Source organism: Roseibium aggregatum IAM 12614, from assembly GCF_000168975.1.
In the GTDB taxonomy this organism is placed as follows: domain Bacteria; phylum Pseudomonadota; class Alphaproteobacteria; order Rhizobiales; family Stappiaceae; genus Roseibium; species Roseibium aggregatum.
The window spans coordinates 308,336-324,502 of record NZ_AAUW01000003.1 but is presented as its reverse complement, the minus strand read 5'-3'; the positions used below and the strand labels follow the sequence as shown (position 1 = coordinate 324,502).

19 protein-coding genes are annotated in these 16,167 nt (G+C 60.3%); 9 read left to right on the top strand and 10 right to left on the bottom strand.

The annotated features are described in order from the left end of the window. Window positions 1–11: 11 nt before the first annotated feature. Together SIAM614_RS06015 and gatC are read right to left on the bottom strand one after the other, a co-directional pair. Window positions 12–485 (bottom strand): GNAT family N-acetyltransferase, encoded by a 474-nt coding sequence (locus SIAM614_RS06015; RefSeq protein WP_006932865.1) that lies wholly within the window; start codon window positions 483–485, stop codon window positions 12–14. 14 nt (window positions 486–499) lie between these two features. After that, complete coding sequence (gatC, locus tag SIAM614_RS06010) at window positions 500–787, bottom strand: Asp-tRNA(Asn)/Glu-tRNA(Gln) amidotransferase subunit GatC (protein WP_006932863.1); 288 nt, start codon at window positions 785–787, stop codon at window positions 500–502. Window positions 788–943: 156 nt separating this feature from the next. Here gatC and SIAM614_RS06005 point away from each other — a divergent pair, with 156 nt between their 5' ends. The 5 genes from SIAM614_RS06005 to SIAM614_RS05985 all read left to right on the top strand — a co-directional run bounded on the left by SIAM614_RS06005 (window position 944) and on the right by SIAM614_RS05985 (window position 4,376). Next, window positions 944–1,312, top strand: a complete 369-nt coding sequence (locus SIAM614_RS06005; RefSeq protein ID WP_006932861.1) for a darcynin family protein — start codon at window positions 944–946, stop codon at window positions 1,310–1,312. Beyond that, window positions 1,305–1,913: a TetR-like C-terminal domain-containing protein gene (locus SIAM614_RS30455; protein ID WP_050789328.1), complete on the top strand. Its 609-nt coding sequence runs from the start codon at window positions 1,305–1,307 to the stop codon at window positions 1,911–1,913. Before SIAM614_RS06005 ends, SIAM614_RS30455 begins: the two co-directional genes overlap by 8 nt. A 150-nt stretch (window positions 1,914–2,063) precedes the next feature. Further along, the gene (locus SIAM614_RS05995) at window positions 2,064–2,558 is read left to right on the top strand and encodes a YHS domain-containing (seleno)protein (RefSeq protein WP_006932858.1); all 495 of its coding nucleotides are present in this window, start codon (window positions 2,064–2,066) and stop codon (window positions 2,556–2,558) included. 233 nt (window positions 2,559–2,791) lie between these two features. Beyond that, window positions 2,792–3,589 (top strand): siderophore-interacting protein, encoded by a 798-nt coding sequence (locus SIAM614_RS05990; protein ID WP_006932855.1) that lies wholly within the window; start codon window positions 2,792–2,794, stop codon window positions 3,587–3,589. Between the two features lie 172 nt (window positions 3,590–3,761). Then, the gene (locus tag SIAM614_RS05985; protein WP_006932854.1) at window positions 3,762–4,376 is read left to right on the top strand and encodes an MliC family protein; all 615 of its coding nucleotides are present in this window, start codon (window positions 3,762–3,764) and stop codon (window positions 4,374–4,376) included. Window positions 4,377–4,449: 73 nt separating this feature from the next. Here SIAM614_RS05985 and SIAM614_RS05980 read toward each other — a convergent pair whose 3' ends face one another. Continuing rightward, on the bottom strand, window positions 4,450–5,466 hold the full coding sequence (locus SIAM614_RS05980) for a 1-aminocyclopropane-1-carboxylate deaminase (protein WP_006932853.1): 1,017 nt from the start codon (window positions 5,464–5,466) through the stop codon (window positions 4,450–4,452). A gap of 142 nt (window positions 5,467–5,608) precedes the next feature. On the opposite strand from SIAM614_RS05980, the gene SIAM614_RS05975 reads away from it, so the two are divergent. From SIAM614_RS05975 to SIAM614_RS05965, 3 genes are all read left to right on the top strand, one after another. Next, window positions 5,609–6,088 carry an Lrp/AsnC family transcriptional regulator gene (locus tag SIAM614_RS05975; RefSeq protein ID WP_040439337.1) on the top strand — a complete coding sequence of 160 codons (480 nt, stop codon included), beginning with the start codon at window positions 5,609–5,611 and terminating at the stop codon, window positions 6,086–6,088. Between the two features lie 211 nt (window positions 6,089–6,299). Beyond that, window positions 6,300–7,514, top strand: coding sequence for a GTP-binding protein (locus SIAM614_RS05970; RefSeq protein ID WP_006932851.1), 1,215 nt, complete (start codon window positions 6,300–6,302; stop codon window positions 7,512–7,514). Beyond that, window positions 7,511–8,143 carry a DUF1826 domain-containing protein gene (locus tag SIAM614_RS05965; RefSeq protein WP_006932850.1) on the top strand — a complete coding sequence of 211 codons (633 nt, stop codon included), beginning with the start codon at window positions 7,511–7,513 and terminating at the stop codon, window positions 8,141–8,143. Before SIAM614_RS05970 ends, SIAM614_RS05965 begins: the two co-directional genes overlap by 4 nt. A 24-nt stretch (window positions 8,144–8,167) precedes the next feature. Here SIAM614_RS05965 and SIAM614_RS05960 read toward each other — a convergent pair whose 3' ends face one another. From SIAM614_RS05960 to SIAM614_RS05935, 6 genes are all read right to left on the bottom strand, one after another. After that, a complete protein-coding gene (locus tag SIAM614_RS05960; RefSeq protein ID WP_006932849.1) occupies window positions 8,168–8,710 on the bottom strand; it encodes an NADPH-dependent FMN reductase in 543 nt (180 codons plus the stop codon). Window positions 8,711–8,800: 90 nt separating this feature from the next. Further along, window positions 8,801–9,424: a LysE family translocator gene (locus SIAM614_RS05955; protein WP_006932848.1), complete on the bottom strand. Its 624-nt coding sequence runs from the start codon at window positions 9,422–9,424 to the stop codon at window positions 8,801–8,803. Window positions 9,425–9,481: 57 nt separating this feature from the next. Next, window positions 9,482–10,066, bottom strand: a complete 585-nt coding sequence (locus SIAM614_RS05950) for an HD domain-containing protein (protein ID WP_006932847.1) — start codon at window positions 10,064–10,066, stop codon at window positions 9,482–9,484. After that, window positions 10,066–10,815, bottom strand: coding sequence for a pyridoxine 5'-phosphate synthase (locus tag SIAM614_RS05945; protein WP_006932846.1), 750 nt, complete (start codon window positions 10,813–10,815; stop codon window positions 10,066–10,068). Before SIAM614_RS05945 ends, SIAM614_RS05950 begins: the two co-directional genes overlap by 1 nt. 118 nt (window positions 10,816–10,933) lie before the next feature. Further along, window positions 10,934–12,643 (bottom strand): SDR family oxidoreductase, encoded by a 1,710-nt coding sequence (locus SIAM614_RS05940; protein ID WP_006932845.1) that lies wholly within the window; start codon window positions 12,641–12,643, stop codon window positions 10,934–10,936. After that, a complete protein-coding gene (locus tag SIAM614_RS05935) occupies window positions 12,636–13,100 on the bottom strand; it encodes a thiol-disulfide oxidoreductase DCC family protein (RefSeq protein WP_006932844.1) in 465 nt (154 codons plus the stop codon). Before SIAM614_RS05935 ends, SIAM614_RS05940 begins: the two co-directional genes overlap by 8 nt. A 259-nt stretch (window positions 13,101–13,359) precedes the next feature. On the opposite strand from SIAM614_RS05935, the gene SIAM614_RS05930 reads away from it, so the two are divergent. Further along, complete coding sequence (locus tag SIAM614_RS05930) at window positions 13,360–14,619, top strand: GGDEF domain-containing protein (RefSeq protein ID WP_006932842.1); 1,260 nt, start codon at window positions 13,360–13,362, stop codon at window positions 14,617–14,619. 84 nt (window positions 14,620–14,703) lie between these two features. Here the strand turns inward: SIAM614_RS05930 and serA are convergent, their stop codons facing one another. After that, window positions 14,704–15,948, bottom strand: a complete 1,245-nt coding sequence (serA, locus tag SIAM614_RS05925) for a phosphoglycerate dehydrogenase (RefSeq protein ID WP_006932841.1) — start codon at window positions 15,946–15,948, stop codon at window positions 14,704–14,706. Window positions 15,949–16,167: the final 219 nt, after the last annotated feature.

Genomic DNA, 16,167 nt, shown 5'->3' with positions numbered 1-16,167 from the left:
GATTTGAACTCTCAGGCGGTCACGAGGGACCGGGAATAGAAGATGGAATAGGGACTGTCGGGATAATCGAGCACCGGGCCGCAGCGGCTGAAGCCCGCACGTTCATAGACGCGCCAGGCTGCCGGGTGTTTGTCGCCGGTTTCCAGCACGAGCCTGGAATGGCCCTCCCGGGTTGCCTGCGCAATGATCCGGTCCAGAATGCTGCCTCCCAGGCCGAGGCCCTGATAGGCCGGTCTGGTGTACATGCGCTTGACTTCGGCAACGCCGTCAGCGTGCCGGTGCAGGGCGCCGCATGCAGCTGCCTTGCCGTCGATCCGGGCGACGAAGACGGTCGTTGCCTCGCCGGCCATCTCTTCGGCCGTCATGTGATAGCAGGCCTCGGGCGGGCTCAGCGTCAGCAGCAGGGCGTTCAGCTCGGCAATCATCTCGCCCATGTCTGCAGACAGGGGCGTTTCGATGGCGATAGCTGGAACGGGTGCGGTCATCCGGGGTGGGCCGCTTATTCGACGACTTTCGGCACCATGAAGAAGTGATCTTCGGAAGCCGGTGCATTCAGGGTGATGTCGTCGGCCTTGTTGCCGTCGGTCACGCCGTCGGCGCGCTTTTTCATGGTCTGCTCGACCACGGAGGTCAGCGGTTCGACGCCGGAAATGTCGACTTCGTCCAGCTGTTCGACAAAGCCGAGAATGGCGTTCAGTTCGCCGGTCATGCGGGTCGCGTCTTCTTCGCTCACCTTGATGCGTGCCAGGCGGGCAACGCGTTTCACCGTATCGGTATCAACAGACATGTGTTCCTCGTCGTTACTGGTGCCCGAAGCGGATGTCCGCTCAAGGCTTGGGCTCTTCTTGCTGCGACAGCGCGCCGAACGCAAGTGTGCGGGCTTGCGTTGCCGGTGATTTCGGAATAAATCGGTACCAGTGGTAACCGAAATAGGGATGAGTGCATGACCCAGTCCTCCGAAACCATCCGTCCATTGTCGATGGCAGCAGTCGTCTATCTGGCATTCGAGCCGGCATGGCTGGCGCTCAGCCGCCAGGAGCGGGGAGAGATTGCCGGTCAGATCGGCGAAATCCTGGCACGCCATCCGAAGGTTGTCTTCGAATGGTTCGACGCAGATGCGCTGGCGGGCGGCTTTTCCGATTTCGCAATTTGCCGGTTTTCCGACATGCGCGCCTATCACCACCTGTGGGAGGAACTGCGCGACACCGTGATCTTCTCCAAACCCTATGCCCGGATCGTCAACGTGACGACCGGCATCGAGAACGGGTTCCAGGATTATGAAGCTGCCCTTGAAGAGGCTGCCGGTGCCTGAAGACAGTACGGCCGGCCGGCCACAGGAGGAGCGGGTCAGCAAGGCGCTTCTGGAGGCCACGTTGATGGAACTGGCCGAGAACGGCTACGAGAAAACCACGATTGCCGCCATTGCCGCACGAGCGCGCACCAGCAAGCAGGCGGTCTATCGGCGCTATGCAGACAAGGGCGCGCTGATTGCAGCCGCTGTCGAGGCGGCTCTTGCCAGGGTCAATCCGGCGCCGCCCCAGCGAGGCAGCGTCGCGGAGGATCTGCGGCAGTGTCTGTCCAACACCGTTGCGGCCTTGCAGGATACAGCGCTGGGCGCGGCGGTTCGCGCACTGGTGCCCTATCGCGGCAGGCCGGATCTCGCCGGCGTTCTGGATGAGGCAGAGGCTGCCCGGCGTCTGGTCCTGCGCCAGATCTTCATCGCGACCCCGTTCGAAGCTGACATGGAAGCGCGGATCGATCTTCTCCTCGGGCTCATCTATTTCCGCCTGCTGATCCGCAATATCAGGATCGAGACGAGGGACATCGAGACAGCCATCTATCTGGTGCTGGGGCTGGTGGCGCCACGTGAACCGGCACCGCGTCAGGAGCTTCCAGGCCTCCCGGGATTGTGAAGCGGCTCACCATCACGTTTTTCTCGCCCGCCGTTAGCGGCTCTGTGAACAAGGGTGATTGGCCAATTTCTGCAGCAGAAGACATGGTTTTTCGCGTGGAACGTAAGGCTCCACGTCATTATGCCATTTCACACTCCATTGGAGACGCACATGACGCTCTATACGTCCAAATCCGTTCTGCTGGGACTGACCGCGCTCTTCTCCGCTGCTGCCTTTACTGCTTCCGCCGACGAGATCACCACCTTCACCAAAGGCGGGGCCGCAATTGGCGGAACCGATCCGGTGGCCTATTTCACGGCCGGAAAACCGGTTGCCGGCTCCGACGAATTCACCGCGGAATATGACGACGTCACCTGGAAGTTCTCGTCTGCCGAAAACCGCGACAAATTCCTTGCCGACCCGGCGAAATATGCCCCGCAATACGGCGGTTTCTGTGCCTTCGGTGCGGCCATGGGATTCAAGGTGCCGGTGGTGCCGGAAGCCTGGTCCATTGTGGACGGCAAGCTTTACCTGAACAACTCCCTGAAGGTTCAGGAACGGTTCGAGGAAGATGTGCCGGGCTATATCCGTAAGGCGACCCTTAACTGGGACATCATCAAGGACAAGAACCCGGGCGACCTGAAAGAACCGATCATCCGCGAGTGACGCGGGGGTTGCAGTTTTCAGCGGCAAACCCGCCAGCCGGCGGGCTCAGGCCTCTTTGCAGGAAAACCAACTTCTCATCGTCATTCCGGCAAAACACGGAGCGGGGGCGGGATTGGGGAGGCGTGAAGCCTCTCCTGAGGGCGCGGAAAGACTTTTCCAAAAGGTGGATCTTTAAATCGGCTTTCGGTGATGTTAAATCTTGAGATTATTACTCAAGATTTATGAGGTGCCCCTTGGCCACTCCACCGAAACGCAAGCCCCGCTTTCTAACCGTCAAGACGACGCGCTACCTCAGCCCCAATCTCATCCGTGTCACCTTTGCAGGTCCCGAACTGGAGGGCTTTCCGGAAGGCCACGAGGGTGCGAACTGCAAGTTGCTGCTGCCGCGCGACGGTGAAAGCCGAGAGGCCTTTGAAGCGTATTTTGGACCAGACGGACCATCCGAACGTGTTCATCCGGTTCGCACCTATACCGTTCGATCCTTCCGCAAGGAGGCGCTCGAACTCGATATCGATTTTGTTGCGCACGGCGACGAAGGCCCGGCAACGCGCTGGGCTCAGCAAGCCGCGGAAGGCGACTTCCTGGGCTTTATGGGCCCCAGCCAGCCGAAGATCACCGAGTTTCATGCCGACTGGTATCTGCTGGCAGCGGACCTTTCAGCGATGCCGGTTGTCGAAGCGACGCTTGAAGCAATGCCCCGCGATGCAAGAGGGCTTGTGCTGTTTGAAGTGCCTACGGAAGAAGACCGGCGCGACATTGCAGCCCCTGAAGGCGTTGAAATCAGGTGGTTGATCCAGGAGCGTCCACATGTGCCGTCAACTGCGCAGGTTGACCTTGTGAAGTCCCTGGAATGGCCTGCCGGAACCATCCAGACCTGCATTGCAGGTGAAAGCTCCGTCATTCGGGCGCTTCGGGATTACCTTCACAACGAGCGGAAAGTCCCCAAGGCAGACACCTACATCTCCGGCTACTGGAAAATCGGACTTGTCGAGGACGAGCACCAGCAGCTCAAACGGGCGGAAGCCGCCTGAGGCCCCTTCGCCGGAAAAGCGCACGCTTCACCGGTTGGGCGCCGTTCCAACCGGAAGGAGCTGGAAACCATCCGGTGAAGCGTGTTGGTGCACAGCTATCGTCCATCCCAACCTTGCCATCAACCTGAGATCCCTTAGATCTGTTGCTACAGGTCTTTCGGGAGGTGGTCTCATGCGTGGTTTGACAGTTGGTCTTGGTCTCTTTGTTGCTGCGGTTGGCTTTGTGCCGGCGGCCTGGGCTGCCGGTCCGGCCTTCGATTGCGCGAAAGCGGAAAGTTCGGCTGAAAAGCTGGTCTGTTCGAACGACGATCTGGGAGCGCTGGATCAGAAACTGGCGGATGTCTATGAAGGCGCGGTCGGCGTCGTGAAGTCGCTGGATGCGGGCGCGGAAGAAGAGCTCAACACGCTGAAGGCCTATCAGCGCGGCTGGGTGAAGGGGCGCGACGACTGCTGGAAGAGCGACGACGAACTCTCCTGCGTCCGCTCGGCCTATGAACGGCGGATCGCGGAGCTGACCGCGCGCTATCAACTGATCAAGGGACAGGCCCCGGTCTTTTACACCTGCAACGATAATCCGGCCGACGAGATCGTCGCGACGTTTTTCGACACGGAGCCACCGTCTGCCCGGCTGGAACGCGGCGACACGACGGAGATTGTGGTGCAGGGCCCAAGCGGATCCGGCGCACGCTACGAGGGGGACTTCGGCATTCTGTTCTGGAGCAAGGGAGACGAGGCCATGGTCGAATGGCCGCAGGGCACGTCTTTCGACTGCAAGGCGCGCAGCTGACAGGCCTTGGGATGGGCCTGTCAGGCCGCGGGAACCGGCCGGTGCGATCGCGCAACGGCCGGTCTGACCGGGATCAGCCGTCCTTGTAGTAGTAGCTGTAGCCGTTGAGGGCAGGCGCGCCGCCCAGATGTGCGTAGAGCACCTTCGACCCGGCTGGAATTTTGCCCAGCTTGACCAGGTCGATCATGCCTTGCATGGATTTGCCCTCATAGACCGGGTCGGTGATCATTGCCTCGGTCTTGGCGGCAAGCCGGATGGCGTCGTTGGTCTCTTCAGACGGAACGCCATAGGCCGGGTAGGCGTAATCGGGATTGATCACGATCTCGTCGTCCCGCACCGCGCGGCCAAGCTCCACCAGGGAGGCTGTGTTGTCGACGATCTGACGGACCTGTGCACGCGTCTGGTCCACCGTGCCGGAGGCATCGATGCCGATCACGCGGTCGGCCCGGTTCTGGTCGGCGAAGCCAACGATCATTCCGGCCTGGGTTGAGCCGGTGACCACGCAGACGATGATGTAGTCGAAGGTAAAGCCAAGCTCTTCTTCCTGCTGCTTCACTTCCTCGGCAAAGCGCACATAGCCAAGGCCGCCGTACTTGTGCACGGACGCACCGGCGGGAATGCCGTAAGGCGTGCCGCCTGCGTCGCGCACGGACTGCATGGCGTCTTCCCAACTCTGGCGGATGCCGATGTCGAAGCCGTCTTCGACCAGGCGGGAATCCGCGCCCATCAGGCGGGTCAGCAGAATGTTGCCGACCCGGTCGTAGACGGCATCATAGTGAGGTACCCACTTTTCCTGCACCACGACGCATTTCATGCCGATCTTGGCAGCGGTCGCCGCGACCATGCGAGTGTGGTTGGACTGGACACCGCCGATGGACACCAGCGTGTCGGCGCCGGAAGCGATGGCATCGGGCACGATATATTCCAGCTTGCGCAGCTTGTTGCCGCCAAAGGCAAGGCCGGAATTGCAGTCGTCCCGCTTTGCATAAATGTCGACCTTGCCGCCAAGCGCTTCGGAAAGCCGGGGCAGGTGTTCGATCGGTGTCGGACCGAAGGTGAGGGGGTAACGTTCAAACTTGCTGAGATTCATGGAGCGCACCGGATAGATTGATGATCCATTGAGAGTTGCAGAAAATTTCAGAAAGGTGCTCTCGAATTTCGGTCAATTTTTTCTGTTATTGATAAGTCTAAGTGGTTAATAATTGAAAATTGATCGAACAAATGCCGAAAAAATGAAAGAATCTTTCATGGCTGATGAGCTGGACAGGATCGACCGCAAAATTCTGAAGCTGCTGCAGCAGGATGGCCGTCTCAGTAATGCCGAACTAGCGGGGCTGGTGAACGTCAGCCCGGCCACGTGTCACAGGCGGACACAGCGCCTGTTCGACGAGGGCTTCATTCAAGGTGTGCACGCTCACGTCGATCCGCAAAAGGTCGACAGGTCGGCCCTTGTCATCGTGGGGGTTGTGCTGGACCGGTCGACGCCACAAAGTTTTGCGGAGTTCGAAGAGGTCGTTCGCAAGGCGGACTTCGTTCTCGACTGCCATCTGGTGGCGGGCGACTTTGATTATTTCCTGAAGATCCGCACGCGGGACATGACGGACTTCAACAAGCTGCACGGCGAAAAACTGATCGCGCTGCCGGGCGTGCGCCAGACCCGTACGTTCTTCGTCATGAAAGAAGTGACGGACAATGCGCCACTGCCATTCTGAAATATTTCGGCTCTCCTGGTCGCCTGGTTGCCCGCCTCGCAGACCCGGGAACTGATGAACGCCCCGGATCTGCTGCCTGGAATTCCCTTCCATTGTCCTGCCGCCAGTTAGCATCGATCGCCTAGTTCAAAAAACGGTTGCCTTGGTCACCGGCAATAAAGTACAGACTTGATATGTAATAACATAACATATCAAACTTGCTGGAGGCCTTATGTCCGATCGACGCCTGCCTGTAACCGTTCTGTCCGGGTTCCTTGGAGCGGGAAAAACCACCTTGCTCAATCGCATTCTCAACAACCGTTCCGGGTTGAAGGTGGCTGTAATCGTCAACGACATGTCGGAGGTGAATATCGACGCAGACCTGGTACGGGCTGGCGGTGCGGAGTTGAGCAAGACCGAGGAAACGCTTGTCGAGATGTCCAACGGCTGCATCTGCTGCACCTTGCGCGACGATCTGCTGAACGAGGTTCGCCGCCTGGCTGGTGAAGGGCGGTTCGACTACCTGCTTATTGAATCAACGGGAATATCCGAACCGTTGCCGGTGGCAGCGACCTTCGAATTCCGAGACGAAGCCGGCGATAGCCTCGCCGATGTGGCAAGGCTCGACACGATGGTGACGGTGGTCGATGCGGTCAATCTACTGAAGGATTACTCCAGCCATGATTTCCTGAGCGATCGGGGCGAGACGCTGGGCGAGGAGGACGAACGCACGCTGGTGCATCTCCTGACGGACCAGATAGAGTTTGCCGATGTGGTGGTTCTCAACAAGGTGGGCGCCGCGTCGGCCGGGCAGGTGGATGCAGCGCGCAAGATCATCCGCAGTCTCAACGCGGATGCGAAGATCATCGAGACCGACTACTCGGAAGTCTCGCCTTCCGACATCCTGAACACGGGACTCTTCAATTTTGACAAGGCTCATGAACACCCGATGTGGGCCAAGGAGCTTTACGGCTTTGCCGACCACATTCCCGAAACCGAGGAATATGGCGTTGCCTCCTACGTCTACCGGGCACGGCGGCCATTCGATCCGGAAAAGATCCATGAGCTGCTCAACGGGCAGTTACCGGGCGTGATCCGCGCCAAGGGCCATTTCTGGATCGGCAGCCGACCGCAGTGGGTGATCGAGTTCTCGTTGGCCGGGGCGCTCTCCAGCATCAGTCCGCTTGGCACCTGGTGGGCGTCGGTGCCGAAGGAGCGTTGGCCGGATGACGACCGCGCCCGAGCCTATGCGAAGTCGCTCTGGGTCGAGCCGTTTGGCGACCGTCGGCAGGAAATTGTCTTCATCGGTGCGGGCATCGACTGGCCGCTTCTGAAAAGCCGGCTCGACGCGTGCCTGATCGGCGAAAACGCGGGGAACGATCTATCGGCCTTTGCGCAACTGCCGGATCCCTTTCCTGCCTTCCGCCATGCGGACCGCGCAGCATGACAGCGCTGGAACCGAAGGTGGACGCCTTTTCGAACGGGCCTGCCGCGCGGGATGTGATTATCGGCCGGGATCCGGACATCCTCGCTGACATTTGCGATCCGGGCATCGCCGCCGCTATCTGGCGGCGAACGCCGGATCCCGAATTTCAGAGGTGGATGAATGCCTTGCCGAAAGACAACCTGCCGGAACTGCGCACGGTGGTGCCTGTGCATCTGGCAGAGGTGGCTGTCAGGTCGGCTTGCGAGAGCCATGGACTTCCTGCGTGTCAGGAGAGGGATATGCTGGCAAGTGATGTCGGGGCACTTGCCCTGATGCTGGCAAAGACGCTGACAGTGCGTCTGCTGCGATTGCGGCTGGATGTTTCGGAAGACGTGATGTGTCCGAAGTTCCACCAGGACAATGTTCGCGCCCGGTTGTTGTGCACCTATCGCGGGCCGGGAACGGAATATGTTCCGGAAAATGTTGCCGAGGAGACTGGCCGCATCCGTCAGGTGCCGCCTGGAGGCGTTGCCGTTTTTCGCGGCCGGCAATGGTCTTGCGGCGAAAGAACCGCTCTCTTGCACCGGTCTCCGGCCGCAACCCCGGCAGGTGGCCCGCGGCTTCTTCTGGTGATCGATCCGGCAGACTAGGCGGGCTGCATTTCCGAAGGGGACTCAGCCACGCTCTCGCGTTAGCCAGGTTTGATATCGGTCCAGGTGTCGCGTGACGATCGCGGCAAGGCAGGCATCCGTACAGATCATCTCTGGGGTGATGGCATTGCTGGTGAGGCCAAGCGAAAATCCGGCTTCGCTGACGATTTCGGCAGACATGGTCCGGAGGATCTCTTCCAGCTGAACCGGGGCAAAGGCGTGGCGGGAGGTGACGTGGGCAAGGGCGACCGGCTTGCCGGGAAACTTCTGACAGCCAACCATCCAGTCGAGAGTGTTTTTGAAGCTGCCAGGCAGTGCATGCATGTATTCCGGCACGGCGAACAGCAGCCCGTCGGCGCGTGCAACCTGTTCGCGCAGCTCGATGACGATTTCCGGCAGGCGGTCTGTAATATCCAGATCCGGCACGAAATGCGGCAGATCGCCGATGCGGTCATAGCGGTTGAGAACGAGCCCGTCGGGCGCCAGTTGTTCTGCTGCGCTCAGCAGGGCCAGATTGGACGATGCGGCACGAAGACTGCCGCAAAATGTAAGGATCCTGAAAGGCAAGGGATCGGTCCGGCTGAGGGTGTCGAGAGGCGAGCCTATCGGATTCGCCCCTTCGCGTGATCCCCCGAACGCCTTCTTGCGTGTTCCGGTTTACCGGCTGGCGGCTGCCAGGGCCGCACCGAAGCCGACAAAGAGCGTGCCTGTGACCCGACGCACCCAGAGCATCCGTTTTGCGGAGGTCAGGAAGCGGCGCATATGGCCGCCTGCATAGGCAATCGCGGCATGGTTGGCGAAACACAGGGCGGCATAGGTGAAGGACAGCACCGAGATCTCCATGAGATCTATGCCGTCGGCCCGCATGAACTGCGGGAACAGAGCGGTGATGACCAGAATGGCTTTCGGATTGGTGATGGACACCAGCAGCGCTTCCAGAAACAGTTTTCTAGGGCTCTTGCGCGCGATCAGGACGCCATCTTCCACATGAAAGGCCGACTTGTCGCGCCAGATCTTGATGCCGATGAAGATCAGATAGGCGGCGCCAATAATCTTCAGCACCGTGAAGGCCACGGCTGAGGCTGCCATCAGGGCGCCGAAGCCAAGGGCGACGGCGTAGCCCAGGATCACCAGACCGGTGGCGTTGCCCGCGGCCGACGCAAGGGTCGCGTTGCGGCCGAAGCGGAGCGTGTTGGAAATGGCCAGCATGACCGCCGGGCCGGGGCTGACGGCAGGCAGAAGCGAGACGGCAATGAAGAGGAGCCAAAGATCTATCGGCATTTCGGTTCTCAAGAAATAGGCTGCGGAATGCAGCCGGAGAGGTGTTTCAGGGGTGCTTCAGGGCAGGAGCTTGCCGTCACGCACGGCCTGATTCAGCAGGTCCTGGGCAAAGTCCCAAAGACCGGGGAAGGGCGACAGACGGGATTCCTTGGTCAGTCTCAAGGCTTCTGCGGAAATAGGCTCGTGGGTCGGATCGTCCAGGCCAGAGGCAAAGACCAAAACCATCGGGTGCAGGGCGTCCATGGCATTGGCGAATTTGGCTTCCGGCGTTTCATTGGCCTCAAATTCCAGCCACAGGGCCTTGAAATCAAGTCCCTGGGAGGTTGGAAGCAGGGCAAACAGCCGGCTGGCAGCGGCCTGCTCCAGATCCTTGATTCCGGCCCTGTTGTCGTCGGTGACCCAATGGTCGCCAGCATCGATCTCCACAAGGTCGTGTACGGCGAGCAGCTTGACGACGTGGCTGATGTCGGTGCCGGCCGGGGCATGTTCGGCAAGGGTCAGCGTCTGCAGGATCACGTGCCAGCAGTGTTCGGCCGTCGTCTCGCGCCGGGCACCGCACGTGAGCTGGTTGAGCCGGACCACTTCCTTCAGCTTGTCGGTTTCCAGAAGAAACGCGACCTGCTTTTGCAAGGTGCCGTTCATCAGATCTCGCCCATGGCCCGGCGGAAGCGCGCGACACTTTCGGCAAAGCCGTAGATCAGCGCATCGGCGGTGAAACCATGGCCGATCGACATTTCCCGAATGAAGGGCGCGCGCGCCATCAGGGCAGGGATGTTTTCAACGGTCAGATCGTGCCCGGCATTGACGCCAAGCCCGCAGGCCTTGGCGGCTTCCGCCGTGGCGACGATCTTGTCGAGTTCCTTCTCGGCGCGTGCCGGGTCGTCGTAGCAGGCGCCATAGGGCCCGGTATAGATCTCGATGCGCTCGGCCCCGAGCCTTGCGGCGTGTTCGGGCGCGGCCGGATCCGGATCGCAGAAGAGAGAAACCGTGACGGCCCATTCCTTGGCAGCGGCAATCGCCGTTTCCAGGGCGCCGGTGTCTTTCGAAAAGTCCCAGCCGTGGTCCGAGGTCGTCTGCTGCGGGTCGTCCGGCACGAACAGCACCTGTTCAGGGCGCGCGTCCTCCACCAGCTTCATGAAGTCGGGGGCCGGGTAGCCTTCCAGGCAAAGCTCCTTGTTCGGGAACCTGTCCTCGATCAACTCGGAAAGCTCGAACACGTCCGTCTTGCGGATATGCCGTTCGTCCGGACGGGGATGGACGGTGATGCCCTTGGCGCCCGCTTCCATCGCGATGGCCGCCAGGCCGGTCACGCTTGGCCAGGGCAGATCACGGCGGTTGCGCAGCATGGCGATGGCGTTGACATTGACGGAAAGGCGAGAAACGGCAGGCATGGTTGATAGTCCGGTGAAAGCGGTTCTGATCTGGCTTTAAGAGACTGGGTCAGGATTGCAAGATTGTGTCAAAAGCCGTTGAAGTCAAACGAGGAATTGTCACTAGAGACAATGTTTTTTATTGCTCTTTTCCTTGGTTTTGCGACGCGGATTGCCTTGGAGACGGTTTCAGCCAGCCCTGATACCGCACGATCCGCCCGAGGCCGGGCAGGGAGATTTCGACGTTGAAGCGGAAGGTGCCGTCCGGAGCGACTTCGACAGCTTCGCTCACCGGCAGCAACCAGCGTGGCAAGGGAAGGCCAAACAGCTTGCCGCTGCGAACGGGATAGGCGAGGGCGCCGTCTTTCAGGTTCAGGTGGATGTTGAACGCGGTTGGCCCGAACCGTTCCTGAACCACACCGGATCCAGGTGCTCCAGACAGGCTGAGCACGGACCGGAAGGTCTTGCCACCGAAGTTGCGCAGCCAGCGTTCCTTCCCGTCCTGCCGTTCGATGGTCACCGTCACCGGCGTCGCATCGGCTGCGGGCGGGAAGCCGACAATGCGGCAGAGCAACTGGCCAAGCCGGGAGGTGCCGCGGGTGACCCTTGCTTCGCCCGCCCATTGACTGCGGTCGTGCACCGTGTGAAGGGCCCGGATTGGTGCGGGCAGTGCGTTGAAGGTGGCCCCGAGTGCCTTTTGAAACAGGACCGGTGCAGACTGTGTTGCCCTATACGTGTGGACGTTCAGATGCGCGGTGGCGTCCTTGACGTCTGACAGGGAAAATTCCCCCAGGCAGGGCCGTGCGCCCGGGAGAACATCGCCTTCACACAAGTGCCTGCACATGATAGCGCCCGGAACGGCCGGAATATGTGGGCCGTCGCCAGCTTCTGCGATCAGCGTCCAGCTTGCGGCCAAAGGCATACCGTCCCTGCCAAGGCCTGCAACCCGGACTTCCATCCCGCCGCGGTCGGAACCGAACCGTTCGAACCATCCGGCGGCGGTTCGAAGCAGTGGCGCTGCCGCCTCAAGGGACCTGACAAGACGAAGCCGAACCAGCCAGGAAAGCCCCCAGAGGCCCAGATGCAGCAGGGGCAGTTCAAGTCCTGCCCGGAAGAGCACGGTTCGGGCGTGATAGGCATCGGGAAAAAGGGCCAGATCAGGTGCGCCGATAAAGCTTGACCAGCGCCTTGCAAGACCGCTGCTGCCTTCAGGGCCTATCCGGCGCCGGGAGAGGCCGGACCAGCCGATGACTTGTACCCACCTGCCATCGCGGTAGACCGCAACAGGCTGCCCGGCTTGCGCCAGGATCGCTTCGATGACGGAGAGGCCACGTGGGGCTCGGTTGCCGGGCAGGATCGCACTTTCGATCAGGTCGACCTGGGAGAAATCCTCCCGAAGAGCTTCGACGGCAACCGAGGAGAGGGCCGGTACGCTGGATACGCCTGACAGCACGCTCAGTCCGGCTGCGCGTGCCTTCTCGTCGAGTATGGCAATGCCGCTGGTGAAGCCGGCGTCGTCGGAGAGGTCGAGATAATGGCTGCCGGCGGCCAGCGCGGCTTCTGCAACGGCATAGGGGGCTGTCCGGTAGGCCTGAAACGGTCCGGCGGCATCAATGGTCACGAAGGGGCGAAGGGCCCGAAGGGGCGCCGCGAAATCCGGTGAAGTTCGATCCAGAACGGCGGCAGTGCCGCCATGGTGGCGACAGAAAGCTTCGGCCTTTTGCAGACTGCGGCCTGCAACGATTACCTCCAGATGCTCATGCCTCAGCAGAGCTTCGGCCAGCTTGCCGCCGAAAACGCCATAGCCGCCGAGAATGACGATCCGCTTCCTGGAAGAAGGCTCAGCCAAGGAGCCGCTCCCTCAGGGCTGCGGAGGGCAGAGGGCAGGCGCGTCGGCCGAGGCGATAGCGGTTTCCAGCGATCCTGTCATACGTCCAGTCTGAGAAACTGCGCGGCAGAAGTTCCAGGATCGTCAGAGCTTTCCAGGGCCAGCCGAGGCTTCTCATCGTTGCGGTGAAGGAAGCCATTTTGGTGTAGGCCCGGCCATGACGGATGACGATGTTGGTTTCCATCTTCTGCGGGTCGAGCCCGTGAAGCCGGTAAAGTGCCTGTCCTATTTCCGAGTGTGCGTCGACAAACCGATAGCCAACCGTCCGGTCATGCCTTGCGACGAAGCGGGCAAAGCCGGAACACAGAACGCAGATGCCATCGAAGACAATCAGATTGTCGGGCAGATTGTCAGGCAGATTAACGAGTCGGTCCGCAATGGCGGGAGGGGACTGCCTGTGGCTTGTTATGGGGTCCATTGTCTTGGTGCTTTCGCAGGCAACGTCGGGTTTCGACTAGAGATTTACGCATGGGCAGAAGGCTTTGGCGAACCCGCACAAGGTCGCACTACAGTATTACGACGAGGTTTTCAGGTCCTGCCGATTCCTCTAAGACAAGCCGAAAGGGGGCCCCGAATCTGACGATTGCGTTCCAGGTTGAAGCCGATTTCGGTGTCGATCAGGACGAGAATCAATGCATACATCGAGAACTCCGAACGAGAAAAGTACCGGATAATTCATGGCCATAACCAACGCGCTCCTCCTCTTCGCCCAGGCAGCCGTTTATTTTACCGTCATGATGAGCCTGCTGAGGGCGCGTCAGGTGATCGGTATTGGCGTGTTCATGTGCGCCCTTGGCGTGATGCACTTCCTGGAAACCTATCTCGCCAGTGTTTTCTACATTGAGCTGCCGTTCGGCATCGTCTCCCCGGGATCGACGGTGCTTTTTTCCGGCAAGCTTCTGATGATCCTCTTGCTCTATATCCGGGAAGATGCGCTGGTCGTGCGTCAGCCCATTTATGGGCTCCTGATCGGTAATTTCCTGATCGTCGCGCTGGTGATGATCCTGCGGAACCACGAGACGATCTCCGTTACGGACGGCCGCAACCCGGATTTCGCCTTTATCGACGAAATGGGATTGCTGATGGTCTGGGGCACCGTCTTGCTGTTCATTGATGCAATCGCGATCATCGTTCTTTACGAACGGATCGGCAATTGGGGCGGACGTCACCTGGGCCTGCGATTCCTGATCTGCGGCGCGGCGGTGCTGACCTTCGATCAGGCCGGGTTTTTCCTGGCGCTACACTATGTCTCCGGTGCGCCCTGGCATGTGTTCATCGGCGGCTGGGTGGCGAAGCTGGTGGCGGTGCTGGTCTATACGGCGCTGTTCATCCTCTATCTGAAGTACTTCGACGACGAGAGCAGTTGGCTCACCAACCGGTCCTTCAAGGATGTGTTTCAGGTGTTGACCTACCGGGAGCGCTATCACAAGCTCCTGGAAGCCTCCATTCGCGACCATCTGACCGGCGCCCTGCACCGCAGCCAGTACGACCAGAAGGCGCCCAAGATCCTGGCTAAGAACATTGAGGAAAAGCGGCCCTTGTCGCTGCTGGTGATCGACATCGACCATTTCAAGCAGGTGAACGACCGGCATGGCCACCAGGCGGGTGACGAGATCCTGAAGACAGTCGCCCGGCTTCTGGCCGACAATCTGCGCACCGACGACCATCTCTACAGGGTTGGCGGTGAGGAATTCGTGCTGTTGTGCGAGAAACTTCCGGTGGAGGGCGCGACTACCCTGGCTGAGCGTCTGCGCAAGACAATCGAGCGCTTCAGCAAGATCTATCTTCCGGAAAAGGTGACGGTCAGCATCGGTCTGGCCAGCGCGCCGCAAGACGGTGTCACCATGGAAGCCTTGTTCCGGCAGGCGGACCTGAGGCTCTATGAAGCCAAGAAACAGGGCCGCAACCGGGTCTTCAGTCCTGTCACGGTGGATTAGACCAATCTGCTAGGCCAAAGCATTTGAAAAAGAAAAAGCCCTGGAAACGCTCCAGGGCTTTTGTCGTTTCTGAAGGCCGGGCGATCAGACCCGGTTGAGCAGTCGTGCCCGGATGGTGTTGGGCAGGCTGCGGATCTCTTCCAGAATGCTGACCGGATCTTCCACCGGGCTGTCGACATCCAGCACCACGTAACCGATGTCCAGATGGGACTGCAGGTACTGGGCACAGATGTTGAGATTATGCCGGGTGAAGAGGTCGTTCAGCGTGCGCATGGCGCCGGGGGCGTTGTGATGCACCTGGATGAAGCGCGTTGCTTCCGTGCCCTTGGACAGTTGTACCTGCGGGAAGGAAACGGAACCGATGGTGGAGCCGACATCGGAATACTCCACCAGCCGCTTGGAGACTTCCTCGCCAATCCGGTCCTGTGCTTCTTCCGTCGAGCCGCCCACATGCGGTGTCAGGATGACGTTGTCGAGACCGCGCAGCGGCGACAGGAACTCGTCCTTGTTGGACTTCGGTTCGACCGGGAACACGTCGATAGCCGCGCCGGCCAGATGGCCCGATTTCAGCGCAGCGGCCAGAGCGTCGATATCGACAACCTTGCCGCGGGCGTTGTTGATCAGGAACGCGCCCTTTTTCATCTTCGAAATCTGATCTGCGCCGAACATGTTGCGCGTTTCCGGCGTGTCGGGAACATGCAGGGACACAACGTCGGATTCCGCCAGCAGCCCGTCGAGGCTCTCGGACGGCATCACGTTGCCGTGCTGCAGCTTGTCGACCAGATCGAAATAGATCACCCGAAGGCCCATGGCTTCGGCCAGGTTCGACAATTGCGTGCCGATGTTGCCGTAGCCGACAATACCGAGCGTCTTGCCGCGGACTTCGTGAGAACCGGCAGCGCTTTTCATCCAGCGGCCTTCATGGGCGGCGGTGGACTTGGGGAAGATGCCGCGCATCAGCATGACGATTTCGGCGACGGTCAGCTCGGCCACGGATCTCGTGTTGGAGAAGGGGGCATTGAACACCGGGATCCCGCGTGTCAGCGCGCCTTTGAGGTCGACCTGGTTGGTGCCGACGGAAAAGCAACCGACGGCCACAAGGCTCTTGGCTGCATCCAGAACCTCTTCGGTCACCTGGGTGCGGGAGCGGATGCCGAGCATCTGCACGCCCTGCAACTTGTCAATCAACGCGTCCTTTTCCAGGGCACCGGACAGGATTTCCACGTTGTTATAACCGTGTTTTTCAAGAACCGCGCGCGCGGTCGGCGAAATGCCTTCCAGCAGCAGCCAGCGGATCTGGTTTTTCGGCCGGGAGAGACCGTGAATCATGGCGAAATGCCTTTTGGTCTGATTGGTTTGAATCGCGCCGGGAGGGCGCTAACAGCGCGCGTGTCGTATACGCGCTCGTTCACGTCGCGTCTAGGGTGACGTTCCGATGGAACGCATGCCGCCCCACGCGCGTTTTGTCACTCCGGTGTTGAGAAAACAGGTTGCTGACAGGTTGTAGCCTGTGCCACACAACCACCGGGGGGCGCGTTTTGGCCGGAT

What these genes read in the sequence shown, in the direction of transcription:
- SIAM614_RS05985 (WP_006932854.1), top strand. Translation starts at nt 3,762, where the DNA reads ATGCGTGGTTTGACAGTTGGTCTTGGTCTCTTTGTTGCTGCGGTTGGC.
- SIAM614_RS06015 (WP_006932865.1), bottom strand. Translation starts at nt 485, where the DNA reads ATGACCGCACCCGTTCCAGCTATCGCCATCGAAACGCCCCTGTCTGCA.
- serA (WP_006932841.1), bottom strand. Translation starts at nt 15,948, where the DNA reads ATGATTCACGGTCTCTCCCGGCCGAAAAACCAGATCCGCTGGCTGCTG.
- SIAM614_RS05950 (WP_006932847.1), bottom strand. Translation starts at nt 10,066, where the DNA reads ATGAACGGCACCTTGCAAAAGCAGGTCGCGTTTCTTCTGGAAACCGAC.
- SIAM614_RS06005 (WP_006932861.1), top strand. Translation starts at nt 944, where the DNA reads ATGACCCAGTCCTCCGAAACCATCCGTCCATTGTCGATGGCAGCAGTC.
- SIAM614_RS05965 (WP_006932850.1), top strand. Translation starts at nt 7,511, where the DNA reads ATGACAGCGCTGGAACCGAAGGTGGACGCCTTTTCGAACGGGCCTGCC.
- SIAM614_RS05995 (WP_006932858.1), top strand. Translation starts at nt 2,064, where the DNA reads ATGACGCTCTATACGTCCAAATCCGTTCTGCTGGGACTGACCGCGCTC.
- SIAM614_RS05980 (WP_006932853.1), bottom strand. Translation starts at nt 5,466, where the DNA reads ATGAATCTCAGCAAGTTTGAACGTTACCCCCTCACCTTCGGTCCGACA.
- SIAM614_RS05970 (WP_006932851.1), top strand. Translation starts at nt 6,300, where the DNA reads ATGTCCGATCGACGCCTGCCTGTAACCGTTCTGTCCGGGTTCCTTGGA.
- SIAM614_RS05930 (WP_006932842.1), top strand. Translation starts at nt 13,360, where the DNA reads ATGGCCATAACCAACGCGCTCCTCCTCTTCGCCCAGGCAGCCGTTTAT.
- SIAM614_RS05975 (WP_040439337.1), top strand. Translation starts at nt 5,609, where the DNA reads ATGAAAGAATCTTTCATGGCTGATGAGCTGGACAGGATCGACCGCAAA.
- SIAM614_RS05935 (WP_006932844.1), bottom strand. Translation starts at nt 13,100, where the DNA reads ATGGACCCCATAACAAGCCACAGGCAGTCCCCTCCCGCCATTGCGGAC.
- SIAM614_RS05945 (WP_006932846.1), bottom strand. Translation starts at nt 10,815, where the DNA reads ATGCCTGCCGTTTCTCGCCTTTCCGTCAATGTCAACGCCATCGCCATG.
- SIAM614_RS05955 (WP_006932848.1), bottom strand. Translation starts at nt 9,424, where the DNA reads ATGCCGATAGATCTTTGGCTCCTCTTCATTGCCGTCTCGCTTCTGCCT.
- gatC (WP_006932863.1), bottom strand. Translation starts at nt 787, where the DNA reads ATGTCTGTTGATACCGATACGGTGAAACGCGTTGCCCGCCTGGCACGC.